At 67.9% G+C, this 12,623-nt stretch carries 13 protein-coding genes; 1 reads left to right on the forward strand and 12 read right to left on the reverse strand.

Annotated elements, in window-relative coordinates:
• Positions 1–756 (reverse strand): YebC/PmpR family DNA-binding transcriptional regulator, encoded by a 756-nt coding sequence (locus tag ASD37_RS04295; RefSeq protein ID WP_056548445.1) that lies wholly within the window; start codon positions 754–756, stop codon positions 1–3.
• Positions 757–982: 226 nt separating this feature from the next.
• On the opposite strand from ASD37_RS04295, the gene ASD37_RS04300 reads away from it, so the two are divergent.
• Complete coding sequence (locus ASD37_RS04300) at positions 983–2,602, forward strand: HNH endonuclease signature motif containing protein (protein ID WP_056548447.1); 1,620 nt, start codon at positions 983–985, stop codon at positions 2,600–2,602.
• On the opposite strand, the gene pdxT is transcribed toward ASD37_RS04300, so the two are convergent.
• The 11 genes from pdxT to ASD37_RS04355 form a co-directional block, all read right to left on the reverse strand.
• Positions 2,597–3,181, reverse strand: a complete 585-nt coding sequence (pdxT, locus tag ASD37_RS04305) for a pyridoxal 5'-phosphate synthase glutaminase subunit PdxT (protein ID WP_056548448.1) — start codon at positions 3,179–3,181, stop codon at positions 2,597–2,599. The two genes, ASD37_RS04300 and pdxT, sit on opposite strands and share 6 nt — an antisense overlap.
• The gene (tesB, locus tag ASD37_RS04310; RefSeq protein WP_056548450.1) at positions 3,178–4,026 is read right to left on the reverse strand and encodes an acyl-CoA thioesterase II; all 849 of its coding nucleotides are present in this window, start codon (positions 4,024–4,026) and stop codon (positions 3,178–3,180) included. The genes pdxT and tesB overlap by 4 nt, the downstream gene beginning before the upstream one ends.
• A gap of 10 nt (positions 4,027–4,036) precedes the next feature.
• The gene (pdxS, locus tag ASD37_RS04315) at positions 4,037–4,936 is read right to left on the reverse strand and encodes a pyridoxal 5'-phosphate synthase lyase subunit PdxS (protein WP_200959747.1); all 900 of its coding nucleotides are present in this window, start codon (positions 4,934–4,936) and stop codon (positions 4,037–4,039) included.
• A 78-nt stretch (positions 4,937–5,014) separates the two neighbouring features.
• On the reverse strand, positions 5,015–6,043 hold the full coding sequence (locus ASD37_RS04320) for an NUDIX hydrolase (RefSeq protein WP_056548455.1): 1,029 nt from the start codon (positions 6,041–6,043) through the stop codon (positions 5,015–5,017).
• Complete coding sequence (locus tag ASD37_RS04325) at positions 6,040–7,269, reverse strand: glycosyltransferase family 4 protein (RefSeq protein ID WP_082569932.1); 1,230 nt, start codon at positions 7,267–7,269, stop codon at positions 6,040–6,042. Before ASD37_RS04325 ends, ASD37_RS04320 begins: the two co-directional genes overlap by 4 nt.
• Positions 7,270–7,271: 2 nt before the next feature.
• Complete coding sequence (locus tag ASD37_RS04330) at positions 7,272–8,186, reverse strand: phosphatidylinositol mannoside acyltransferase (RefSeq protein WP_056548457.1); 915 nt, start codon at positions 8,184–8,186, stop codon at positions 7,272–7,274.
• Positions 8,183–8,857 (reverse strand): phosphatidylinositol phosphate synthase, encoded by a 675-nt coding sequence (gene pgsA / locus ASD37_RS04335; protein WP_056549813.1) that lies wholly within the window; start codon positions 8,855–8,857, stop codon positions 8,183–8,185. Before pgsA ends, ASD37_RS04330 begins: the two co-directional genes overlap by 4 nt.
• Positions 8,854–9,420, reverse strand: coding sequence for an HIT domain-containing protein (locus ASD37_RS04340; protein WP_056548458.1), 567 nt, complete (start codon positions 9,418–9,420; stop codon positions 8,854–8,856). The genes pgsA and ASD37_RS04340 overlap by 4 nt, the downstream gene beginning before the upstream one ends.
• Complete coding sequence (gene thrS, locus ASD37_RS04345) at positions 9,417–11,459, reverse strand: threonine--tRNA ligase (protein WP_056548461.1); 2,043 nt, start codon at positions 11,457–11,459, stop codon at positions 9,417–9,419. The genes ASD37_RS04340 and thrS overlap by 4 nt, the downstream gene beginning before the upstream one ends.
• Before the next feature lie 75 nt (positions 11,460–11,534).
• Entirely contained in the window at positions 11,535–11,957 is a 423-nt protein-coding gene (locus ASD37_RS04350; protein ID WP_056548463.1) for a TIGR02611 family protein, read from the reverse strand.
• Positions 11,954–12,580 carry a PaaI family thioesterase gene (locus ASD37_RS04355; RefSeq protein WP_056548465.1) on the reverse strand — a complete coding sequence of 209 codons (627 nt, stop codon included), beginning with the start codon at positions 12,578–12,580 and terminating at the stop codon, positions 11,954–11,956. The genes ASD37_RS04350 and ASD37_RS04355 overlap by 4 nt, the downstream gene beginning before the upstream one ends.
• Positions 12,581–12,623 lie beyond the last annotated feature (43 nt).

Consider the following 12,623-nt stretch of genomic DNA (forward strand, 5'->3'; position numbering starts at 1 on the left):
TCAGTCCTCGTCGAGCTGGGCGGCGACCTCGTCGGAGATTTCGACGTTGGTCCAGACGTCCTGCACGTCGTCGCTGTCCTCGAGGGCGTCCACCAGCTTGAGCACCTTGCGGGCGCCCTCGACGTCGACCGGCACCGACACCGAGGGCTGGAAGCTCGCGTCGGCGGAGTCGTATTCGATGCCGGCGTCCTGCAGCGCCGTGCGGACGGCCACCAGGTCGGTGGGCTCGGAGACGATCTCGAAGGTGTCGCCGTTGTCGACGACGTCCTCAGCGCCCGCGTCGAGAACCGCCGTCAAGACGTCGTCCTCGGACAGGCCGTTCTTCTCCAACGTCACGACACCCTTGCGGGTGAACAGGTACGACACCGATCCGGGGTCGGCCATGTTGCCGCCGTTGCGGGTCATCGCAATGCGCACCTCGCTGGCCGCGCGGTTCTTGTTGTCGGTGAGACATTCGATCAGCACGGCCACACCGTTTGGCCCGTAGCCCTCGTAGGTGATGGGCTGCCAGTCGGCGCCACCCGCCTCTTCACCACCGCCGCGCTTGCGGGCCCGCTCGATGTTGTCGTTGGGGACCGACGTCTTCTTCGCCTTCGCAATGGCGTCGAACAGCGTCGGGTTGCCCGACGGGTCACCGCCACCGGTCCGGGCTGCCACTTCGATGTTCTTGATCAGCCGCGCAAACTCCTTGCCGCGGCGCGCATCTTTGACAGCCTTCTGGTGCTTGGTGGTGGCCCACTTGGAATGGCCGCTCATGCAGGTACTGCTCGCTTTCGAATGTCTCGGCTCAACGGAGAAGTCTGATCGTCGAGTCTACGTGGACGTTGGGGGCTCCCGGGATGGCCTCGCCTGGTTGCGATCGACGCGCACACGGGTCAGACATTTCCGGGGTTTCATACACAGTGGGTGATTCATCCACAGATCGGCCCTGAGCTGCTGCTTTCTGCCAATATGCGTCAAGGATCAGCCTAAAGTCGAAAGTATGTTCGACTCATTGGTCACCGCTACGACCGGCGCATCCGGCGCTACGGCCGTCGATGCGTGGACCCGAGTCGAAAACGCCGCCTGTGCCCGCCGGTTGGCCGCGATGCTCACCATCCTCGATCGCGCCTACGCCGCATCCGACTCCGCCAGCCGAGACCAGTGGTGCCTCGACAACTGGGATGCGGTCATCGCCGAGATCGGCGCCACCCAACGCACGTCCAAGGGCACCACCGAAGGCTTCCTGCTCACGGCCCTCGCGCTGCGCGACCGCTTCCCTCAGGTCGCCGCCGTGTTCGCCGACGGGCTGATTACCTACGCCATGGCCCGGCTAATCATCACCCGCGGGGCTCTCATCCGCGACGCCGGCGCCCTGCACACCGTCGACGCCGCCATCGCCACTGCCCTGCGGTCGGGGCAAGCGATGTCGCTGCACGAGGCCGCCCGGACCCTCGATTCGCTGATCGCCCAGCACGACCCGCACGCCGAACGCCGCACCCGCACCAAGGCCCGCGACCGATCCGTCGACGTCGTGGTCGACGACGCCAGCGGACTGGCCCAGGTGTTCGCGACCCTCTTCGCCCACGACGCACATGCCTTCGACGCACATGCCTTCGACGCCCGCATCGACGCACTCGCTCGCACCGTCTGCCGCGACGACCCTCGCACCCTCGACCAACGCCGCGCCGATGCCATCGGCGCTCTCACCCATGGCAACGACCGACTGGCCTGCCTCTGCGGGGCCGAGGACTGTCCCGCCGCCAAGAATCCACCCTCGACGGGGGTGGTGGTCTACGTCGTCGCCCACGCCGACACGGTCAGTCCGCCAGCCACCGAGTCGGACCCCGCGCCCGCACCAGACTCCCCCACCGACTGGGCCGACGATGCCCCGGAACTCAACGAGGACACCGAGCCCACCGAAACCCCCACCCCCGCAACAGAAAGCGAAGCACTCGACGGCGAACCCCCGGCACTGTTCACCAAGCCGCTGCGGGAGCTCACCCTGACCGAGTCGCTCACCCCCGCCCCGGGATTCTTCGCCGGTATCCGACCCGCAGCGATGATGGGCGGGCAACTCCTACCCGGGTCGATCGCGTGCCGCGCCGCCGTTGGAGCCACCCTGATCCCGATCGTGCACCCCGGACTGGTCCCACCCGAACCGCACTACCGACCGTCGAAGAAGCTGGCCGCCTTCGTCCGCAGCCGCGACCAAACGTGCCGCTTCCCGGGCTGCCACGAACCCGCTGCCAATTGCGATTTGGACCATTCGATTCCGTGGCCATGCGGGGCGACCCAAGCCTCGAATCTGAAATGTCTATGCCGCCGACACCATCTTCTCAAAACGTTCTGGGGTGGTGAGAACGGTTGGCGCGACAGCCAACTCGACGACGGCACGATCATCTGGACCGCGCCTGACGGCCGAACGCACACCACCGCGCCGGGCAGCCGACTGCTGTTCCCAGAACTCTGCGCACCCACCGGACCGGCGGTCACGGCCGGCACACCCGCCGCCCACACCGCAGGACTGACCATGCCGCGGCGCAAGACAACCCGCGCCCACGACCGCGCCCGTCGCATTCACGCCGAACGCACACTCAACGAAGAGGAGGCCGGACTATGAGAGGGAGTCGACGAAGAGGCGGTGCACGCGACGGTCGCCCGTCATCTCCGGGTGGAACGCCGTCGCGAGGGTTCTGCCCTGACGCACCGCGACCGGATGTCCGCCGGCGCGCGCCAACACCTCGACCGACGGCCCGACCCGTTCGACCCAGGGCGCCCTGATGAACACCGCGTGCATCGACCCGTCGAGACCGTCGAACGCGACGTCCTCCTCGAAGGAGTCGACTTGGCGTCCAAAGGCGTTGCGCCGCACCGTCATGTCGATCCCACCGAGCGGCAGCGCCTCGCGACCCGGCACACCGGCGTCGGCGATCTCGCTGGCCAGCAGGATCATCCCGGCACACGACCCGTACGCGGGCATGCCGTCGGCCAACCGGGCCCGCAGCGGCTCCAACAACTCGAAGTCGCGCAGCAACTTGCTCATCGCCGTCGACTCGCCACCAGGAATCACCAATGCGTCGACGGAATCCAACTCGGCAAGCCGCCGCACGGTAATCGCGTCGGCGCCCGCTTCGGACAACGCGGCCAGATGCTCCCTGGTGTCGCCCTGGAGGGCGAGGACACCGACGCGCACCGTCACGTGGCCGGCGGGGTGAAGTCGCGAACGTAGCGGGTCAACCCCTCCTGCATCACCGACGCGACCATCTCGCCGTACCGGTTGTACAGCTTCCCCTCCGTCAACGAACGGCCACCACAGGCCGACGGCGAGGACTGGTCGTAGAGGAGCCACTCGTCAGCCCGGAACTGACGCATGAACCACATGGCGTGATCCAGGGAGGCCACCATGAGGTGCTTGCGCTCCTCGGGATGGTTGACCTGGGCCGAACCGAGCAACGTCAGGTCGCTCAGGTACGCGAGCGCACAGATGTGCAGCACCGGGTCGTCTGGCAGCGGGTCGCGGTGCCGAAACCACACCTGCTGCTGCGAGGCCTTGCCCGGCAGGAAGTTCATCTGGTCGCGCGGCACGATCCGCACGTCCCACTCGTCGAACTGCCGGAAGCTGGCGTCGTCGAACACGCGACTCGCCGACTTGAAGTCCGGGATGTCGTCCGGCGGCGGTGCCGTCGGCATGGCGTCCTGGTGCTCGATGCCGCTCTGATCGGACTGGAAAGACGCCGACATCGAGAAAATGGTCTCGCCGTGCTGGATGGCGCTCACCCGGCGGGTGCAGAACGATCCGCCGTCACGGATGCGCTCGACGCTGTACACCGTGGGCGTGCGTGCGTCGCCGCCCTTGAGGAAGTAACCATGCAGCGAGTGCACCTGAAACTTCGGGTCGACGGTGCGCACCGCCGACACCAGCGACTGACCGGCGACGTGGCCGCCGAAAGTGCGCTGCAGGAACCCGGATTCGGGGCTGAACACGCCGCCGCGATAGATGTTGACCTCGATCTGCTCCAGGTCGAGGATCTCTTCGATCGACATGGGGCGTGTATTACCAGCCGCGCTCGGCGAGCCGATGAGGCTGCGCGATGTCCTCCACGTTGATTCCGACCATCGCCTCGCCCAATCCGCGCGACACCTTGGCCAGCACGTCCGGGTCGTCGAAGAAGGTGGTGGCCTTCACGATCGCCGCGCCGCGCTCCTCGGGGTTGCCCGACTTGAAGATGCCCGATCCGACGAAGACGCCCTCGGCACCCAGCTGCATCATCATCGCGGCGTCGGCCGGGGTGGCGATGCCACCGGCGGTGAACAGCGTCACGGGCAGCTTGCCCGCCCGCGCCACCTCGACCACCAGGTCATACGGCGCCTGCAACTCCTTGGCCGCGACGTACAGCTCGTCCTCCGACAAGGAGGTCAACCGGCGGATCTCGCCGCCGATCTTGCGCATGTGTGTGGTGGCGTTGGAGACGTCACCGGTGCCCGCCTCGCCCTTGGAGCGAATCATGGCCGCGCCCTCGCTGATGCGACGGAGCGCTTCACCGAGGTTGGTCGCACCGCACACGAACGGCACGGTGAACTTCCACTTGTCGATGTGGTTGGTGTAGTCCGCCGGTGTGAGCACTTCGGATTCGTCGACGTAGTCCACCCCGAGGCTCTGCAGGATCTGCGCCTCAACGAAATGCCCGATGCGCGCCTTCGCCATGACCGGAATGGTCACCGCCGCGATGATGCCCTCGATCATGTCGGGGTCGCTCATCCGCGACACGCCGCCCTGAGCGCGGATGTCGGCGGGCACGCGCTCGAGCGCCATCACCGCGACGGCGCCCGCGGCCTCGGCGATGCGGGCCTGCTCGGGGGTGACGACGTCCATGATGACGCCGCCCTTGAGCATTTCGGCCATGCCGCGCTTCACGCGAGCGGTGCCTGTCAACGGTGTTTCAAGGGAATCCACGTCAATCTCCTCCAAATAAGTACGAAAACAGTCTAGTGGCCGGGCCAAATCGCCTTGATCCGCAGTTGGCTTCGGCCGTCATCTGATCGATTGCAGCTGTCTCGCCGGCCCGGTCGACCCCGGAGCGGCCATGGCGTTGGCCTCGGCGAGCAACTCTCCGAGCTGTAGCGGATACACCGTCTCCCCACCGTCGACGAGCTCGGCGATGGTGTCCTCGTCGCACCAGCGGTGCCCGTGGATGGTCCGGGTCTCCAGCGGCGTGAAATCCGAGGTCGACGGTTCGAACCTCAGGGTGCGGTAGACGAAGAACATCTCCTCGCTGCGGATCACCGAACCGTTGAAGTCGAAGACGGCGTCGCGCTTCCACACCGGCCCGATCAGGTCGGCCTTGCTGACGCGCAGCCCCGTCTCCTCGGCAAGTTCGCGAACGGCCGCGTCGGGAAGTGACTCCCCTGGCTCGACGCCACCGCCCACGGTGAACCACCAGCGTGGCGCCGATTCGGTGGCCGGGTCGGAGCCGCAGAACAGCAGGACGTAGCCCAACTCGTCGAGCAGCACGATGCGGGCCGACGTGCGCTGGTAGACCTGCTGGCCGAAGGAGCGCTGGGCGGCGCGTTCGGCGATCTCGAAATAGGTTGGCATCGGGGCGGTTCCGCCGAGGTGCAGCCATCGCACCAGGGCGCGTTCGCGCAGAGCAAGGGTGTCGCGGACGGCGTCGTTGTGAAAGCGCCGCCCGAGCAGCACGCGCGCCTCGGCGTCGGCCATCTCCGCGACCAGCGCCACCGGCAGCGACGCCGGGTCGACGGCAGCCAACGCCGTCGACAGTTCGTTCTCGGCGGCCTCCCTGGCGTTGCGCGGCGCCCGCTCGGCGGCGTCGGCCAGTGCGGCCAGCTGCCTGCCTGCGGGGCCGTTGCCGTAGGCGTCGGTCGCCACCGCGCGGGCGACGACGGCGCGGCGGGCCAGGATGCCGTCGAGCGCCTGCCACGACAGGTCGTACCGCACGTGCAGTCGGTCCAGCCGGTGGGCGGTCTGGAACGCCCAGATGCCGCCGACCAGCAGCACCGCTGCCAGCAGGGCGAGGGCGACGACGACCAGCCAGGTGATCACGCCATGTCCTTCGCCTCTTCACGTTCGGCGGCCTTCGCGCTGGCCCTGGCGGCCCGGCGGCCCGGCGGCTTGCGGCTGACGGTCGAGTCCCCGTTGCCCGTCGTGCCTTCGACGCGCACCTTCACACCGGCTCCCGCCACTGTTTCGTAGACCCGCAGGATTTCCTGCGCGACGACCGACCAGTCGTAGCGTCGCACTGCCCTGCTTCCGGCCTCCACGTATTGCCGGCGCGCGGCGTCGTCGCCGAGGACGTCGACGAGCGCTGCGGCCAGTGCCTCGGAGTCCTCGACGGGGACCAGCCGTCCGGCCGCGCCGTCGTCGAGCACCCGCCGGAACGCGTCGAGGTCGCTGGCCACCACGGCCGTGCCTGCGGCCATCGCCTCGACCAGCACGATGCCGAAGCTCTCTCCGCCGGTGTTGGGCGCGCAGTACACGTCGGCGCTGCGCATCGCCGACGCCTTTCCGGCGTCGTCGACGAGCCCCAGGAAGCGCAGGTGCCCGGCCAGGTCGCCGGCCTCCTCGGCCAGCTCCTCCTCGTCGCCGCGGCCCACGACGAGGACTTCGAGGTCGGGGAACGACTCGACCAGGGCGGGCAACGCCCCGAGCAGGACGGCCATCCCCTTGCGCGGTTCGTCGAAGCGTCCGAGGAACAGCACCGACCGACCCGGCCGGGGGTAACCGTCCAGGACGGGGGCCGAGGCGAACGACTCGACGTCGACGCCGTTGGGGATTTCGACGGCGTCGGAGCCGAGCGCTTCCATCTGCCAGCGCCTGGCGAGGTCGGACACCGCGATGCGGCCGACGATCTTCTCGTGCCAGGGCCGCAGGATGCCCTGAAACACGCTGAGCGTCAACGACTTCGTGGTCGACGTGTGGAACGTGGCGACGATCGGGCCCTCGGCGATCATCAGCGCCAGCATGGAAAGGCTCGGTGCGTTCGGCTCGTGAATGTGCAGCACGTCGAAGTCACCGTCGACGAGCCACCTCTTCACCATGCGATGGGTGGCGGGGCCGAACCGTAGCCGCGCGACCGATCCGTTGTACGGAATGGGGATCGCCTTGCCACCGGAGACGACGTAGTCGGGCAGCTTTGCCCCCGGTGACGACGGTGCCAGGACGCTCACGTGATGTCCGTATCCGCGCATCACCTCGGCGAGCTGCAGCACGTGCGCTTGCACGCCGCCCGGCACGTCGAACGAGTACGGGCACACCATTCCGATCCGCATGGCTACTGACCGCCGCCGGATTGCTGGAGCCGGGCCCGGCGCTCCTTCGACAAGTCGGCGATCCACTGCGGCTGCAGCATGTGCCAGTCGGCGGGGTGGGCGGCGATGTTGGCGCCGAACTGGTCGGCCAAGGTCTGCGTCACCGCCGTGACGTCACCCGAGGAGGTGTCCAGCGGTGCGCTGATCGCGGTGACCGTCACGTCGGGTTCGTAGTACGAGTGCACGGGCAGCAGCGCGGCACCGGTCGCCATCGCCAGCTTGGCGGGTCCCGCAGGCAACCTCGTCGGTTCCCCGAAGAGGTCGACGCCTACGCCGGACTTGGTCAGGTCGCGGTCGGACATCAAGCACACCAGCCCGTTTCCGCGCAGCCGCTCGGCCAAGACCTCGAAGGGTGGCCGGGCGCCGCCGGTCAGCGGCAGGACCTCGAACCCGAGGCTTTCCCGGTAGTCCAGGAACCGCTTGTAGAGCGACTCGGGTTTGAGGCGCTCGGCCACTGTCGCGAACCGGCCGTGGGTGTTGGTCAGCCACACCCCGGCCATGTCCCAGTTGCCGCTGTGCGGCAGCGCCAAGATCGCGCCGCGGCCCGCGTCGAGCGCCGCGGCGACGTGCTCACCGCCGACGGCTGCCTCGTCGAGCTCGTGGGCCAGCACCCGGTGATCCATCGACGGCAGCCGGAACGCCTCCCGCCAATAGCGGGCGTAGGACGCCAACGACGCGCGGATCAGGTCGTCCGGCACGTCGGCCGGTGCGACTCCGACGACCCTGGCGAGGTTCTTGCGCAGCTGTTCGGGGCCGCCGCCACGTGCGGCGTACAGCGCCCCGGCCTGGAAGGCGTTGCGGGCGGCGAACTCCGGCATCGCGCGCACCAGCCGCCAGCCGGCGGCGTAGCCGAGGTCCGACAGCTGGTCCCCGATCACCGCTCGCTCGGCTCTTCGGAGTCGTTCGGCGGCGGCGTGGCCCGCATCGGTTCCGTCGCGCCTGGAGAGGTGCGCACGGAGTGCAGCCGTTGTCCCAGCGTGACGATGCTGGCGACGGCCAGGGCCCACATGGCGACCTCGAGGAGCCACGGGACGTGCAGGAACGACACCCCGGACAGACCCGCACCGAGCAGCACGATGATGAGCCGCTCGGGTCGTTCGATGAATCCGCCGTCGCCCTTGAGACCGTTGGCCTCGGCCCTGGCCTTGACGTAGGAGATCACCTGCGAGGTGACCAGCGAGATCATCGTCGCCACCGCTAGTGACGTGCTGTGGATTCCAAAGGTGGCCCACCACAACAGACCACAGAAGACGGCGCCGTCGCTGACCCGGTCACACGTCGCGTCGAGAACGCCTCCGAACGCGGTGCTGAACCCGCGCTCACGCGCCATCGCACCGTCGAGCATGTCGGCGAGGACGAAGACGAAGACCGCGAACGCACCCCACCACAACTGCCCGATCGGGAACAGCGTCAGTGCCGCGATCACGGTCCCGGCTGTCCCGATGATCGTGATGCTGTCGGGGGTCAAACCCATGCGCAGCGACGCCTTGGCCACCGGGCGGCTCAGCTTGGCGTACGCCGCCCTGGTCAAGAGGTAGAAGTCGCTCACGACTGCGCCGCCCACTCGTCTGCCAGCAGCTGGCGGGTGTCGCGGAGCAACTGCGGGATGATCTTCGAGTCGCCGATGATCGTGATGAAGTTGGCGTCCCCACCCCACCGCGGCACGACGTGCATGTGCAAATGCTCGGCGAGGCTACCGCCCGCCGAGTGTCCGAGGTTGAGGCCGACGTTGAAGCCGTGCGGCCGGGAGACGGTCTTCATGACCCGAATCGCCTTCTGGGTGAACGCCATCAGCTCGGCGCTCTCCGCATCGGTGAGGTCTTCGAGTTCGGAGACCCTGCGGTACGGCACCACCATCAGGTGGCCGGGGTTGTACGGGTACAGGTTCAGCACCGCGTAGACGAGTTCGCCGCGTGCCACCACCAGACCGTCCTCGTCCGACATCGCGGGGATGTCGGTGAACGGTTCCGACGACCCGGCCGATCCAGCCAAACCGCCGGACGTCTTCGCCTCGGCGATGTAGTTCATCCGGTGCGGCGTCCACAGCCGCTGAAGGTGGTCGGGATCGCCGACCCCGCGGTCGGTGATCGTGTTCTCCGGGTCCCCTGTCACACCGTGACCAGTTCCGCTGTCGGAGCAGCATTCTCGCGTCGGGCGATCCAGTCGACGATGGCGTCGACCGCCACGTCGCGCGGAACGCCGTTGATCTGGGTGCGGTCGCCGAACCGGAAGCTCACCGCACCCGCTTCGACGTCGCGTTCGCCCGCGAGCAGCATGAACGGCACCTTCTGGTTGGTCTGGTTGACGATCTTCTTCGCCATCCGGTCGTCGCTGGCGTCCACCTCGACCCGGACACCCCTTGCCTTCAGTTGGGCGGCAACGTCTTCCAGGTACGGCACGAAGGCGTCCGCGACGGGGATGCCGACCACCTGGACCGGTGCCAGCCAGGCCGGGAAGGCGCCGGCGTAGTGCTCGGTCAACACCCCGAAGAACCGTTCGATCGACCCGAAGAGTGCGCGGTGGATCAGCACCGGCCGCTGCCTGCTGCCGTCGGCCGCGGTGTATTCCAGCTCGAAGCGCTCCGGCATGTTGAAGTCCAACTGGATGGTGGACATCTGCCAGGTCCGTCCGAGGGCGTCCTTGACCTGGACCGAGATCTTCGGACCGTAGAACGCCGCGCCGCCCGGGTCGGGCACCAGGTCCAACCCGGATGCCTCGGCGACCTCCCGGAGCGTCTCGGTGGCCTCTTCCCAGTCGTCGTCGGAGCCGACGTACTTGTCGGGGTCCTTGGTGGACAACTCAAGGTAGTAGTCGTCGAGACCGTAGTCGGCGAGCAGGTCAAGAACGAAGCGCAGCAAGGAACTGAGCTCGTCGCGCATCTGCTCGCGGGTGGTGTAGATGTGGGAGTCGTCCTGGGTCATGCCGCGCACCCGGGTCAGGCCGTGCACGACACCGGACTTCTCGTAGCGGTACACCGAGCCGAACTCGAAGAGCCGCAACGGAAGTTCGCGGTAGGAGCGTCCGCGTGCCCGGTAGATCAGGTGGTGCATCGGGCAGTTCATCGGCTTGAGGTAGTAGTTCTGGCCGGGCTTGCGCACCGTGCCGTCCTCGTTGAGTTCCTCGTCGACGTGCATCGGAGGGAACATGCCGTCGGCGTACCACTCGAGGTGGCCCGAGGTGATGTAGAGGTGCTCCTTGGTGATGTGCGGGGTGTTGACGAACTCGTAGCCCGCCTGCTCGTGCTTGCGACGCGAGTAGTCCTCGAGCTCACGCCGAATGATGCCGCCCTTGGGGTGGAAGACCGGCAGCCCGGAGCCCAGCTCGTCGGGGAAGCTGAACAGATCCAGTTCGACGCCGAGCTTGCGGTGATCGCGGAGCAGCGCCTGCTCGATCAGCTCGAGGTGCGCATCCAGCGCCTCCTGCGATTCCCATGCGGTGCCGTAGATGCGCTGCAGGCTGGCATTGGCCTGGTTGCCCCGCCAGTAGGCGGCCGAGCTGCGGGTGAGCTTGAACGCGGGGATGTACTTGGTGGTCGGGATGTGCGGACCGCGGCATAGGTCGCCCCAGATGCGTTCCCTGGTGCGAGGATTCAGGTTGTCGTAGGCGGTGAGCTCGGTGCCGCCCACTTCCATGACGTCCGGGTCGCCGGACTTGTCGTCGATCAGTTCGAGCTTGTACGGCTCGTCGGCGAGGTCCTCACGGGCCTCGTCCTTCGACGAGTACACGCGGCGGTCGAACAGTTGGCCGTCCTTGACGATCTTCTGCATGCGCTTCTCCAGCGCGGCAAGATCCTCCGGGGTAAAGGCCCGGGGCACCTCGAAGTCGTAGTAGAAGCCGTCGGTGATGGGCGGGCCGATGCCCAACTTCGCCTCGGGAAACAGGCCCTGGACCGCCTGGGCGAGGACGTGTGCCGCCGAGTGCCGGATGACGCTGCGTCCGTCCTCGGTGTTGGCGGCGACCGGGGTCACCTCTGCGTCGACGTCGGGTGTCCACGAGAGATCTCGCAGCTGGCCGTCGGCGTCACGGACGACGACGATCGCGTCGGAGGCTCCTCGGCTGGGCAGCCCGGCGTCACGTACCGCCGCGCCGGCCGTGGTCCCGGCAGCGACCCGGATCGGGGCTGCTGGGGCAATGCTGGCGACGGCGGTCATCAGTGGGTCTCCTCGTAAGCGGGTACGGCGCGTTGGACGCGACCATGGTATCGGGGTGGGTGTGGGGGTGAACGCTCAAGACCCCAGGCCGACGGGACTCTTCAGCCACGGCTGCTCGACACCGAACAGCCCGGCGACGAAGCTGAGGGCCCCGAACAACCACAGCGTGGCGATCACGACCGCCGCGGTGAGGACGAAACCGAGCACCTGCACCCACAGGCCCTGGGCCTTGAACCAGTCCATCACCCGGTCGTATCGCTCCTTGGTGTAGCGCAGGAGTCGATGGGCCCATTCGAATTCGCTCGCCAGGATGCCGAGTCCGAGGAAGACGATTGCCCATCCCGGCCCCGGGTAAGGGATCGCGACGATGCCAAGGCCCAACACCGCCAGGCCCACCACGCCGACCACGATTCGGTAGGTGAGGTCGTAGGCGGGTCGCTCGCGAAGCCCGTCTCGCCAACTCGCCCAGCGGCGCTTGGCGTCGTTGAACGTGCTCATGGTTGTCCTGGCAGCAGCGTCAGGAACAGGGCCTCGGCTTCGCACAGCACGGTGTCGCCGTCCAGGAGGCGGCCGGTGAGGAAGATCTTCCGCCCGTCGATCCGGTCGATTCCGGCGTCCACTCGTAACTCCTTCTCCACCGGCACGATCTTGCGGTAGTCGACGTGCAGGAATGCGGTGCGTTGCCGCGGGCTCTCGCTGAGCTTGAACGCGGTGTAGCCAAGCAGCGAGTCGAACAGCAGTGCCAGCGCACCACCGTGGACCGCCCCGTTGCGGCCCAGATGGAACCGGCGGAAACGCGCCGTCCCGCCGACCCTGTTGTCGTCGGTGACCCTCAGGTTCACCGGCACCTGCATGATGTTGCCCCGGTTGGGGAGGTCCATCCGCCGCCCCGACGGCGACCGCCACTCGTCGGCGTCGTACGGCGCCAGCAGCGCGTTGACGTTCTCGATCAGGTCAGCCGCCTGCGTCACGACGTCGTCGGGAGCGTCGGCTCCACGGGTCAGATCCTGGAGCGTGCGGACGGCCTCGACGAACCGACCGTAGTCGGGGCCGCCGCTGGTGGTCGGCACCGGCGGGTTGAACCCGCCGCCGGACTTCAGGTCTTGGGGGTCGGGGGCCACCCGCTCACCGTATTGCCTGCGTGGTGGCCGGGGCGTACCCGGT

It is taken from the genome of Mycobacterium sp. Root135 (genome assembly GCF_001426545.1).
Classification (GTDB): Bacteria; Actinomycetota; Actinomycetes; order Mycobacteriales; family Mycobacteriaceae; genus Mycobacterium.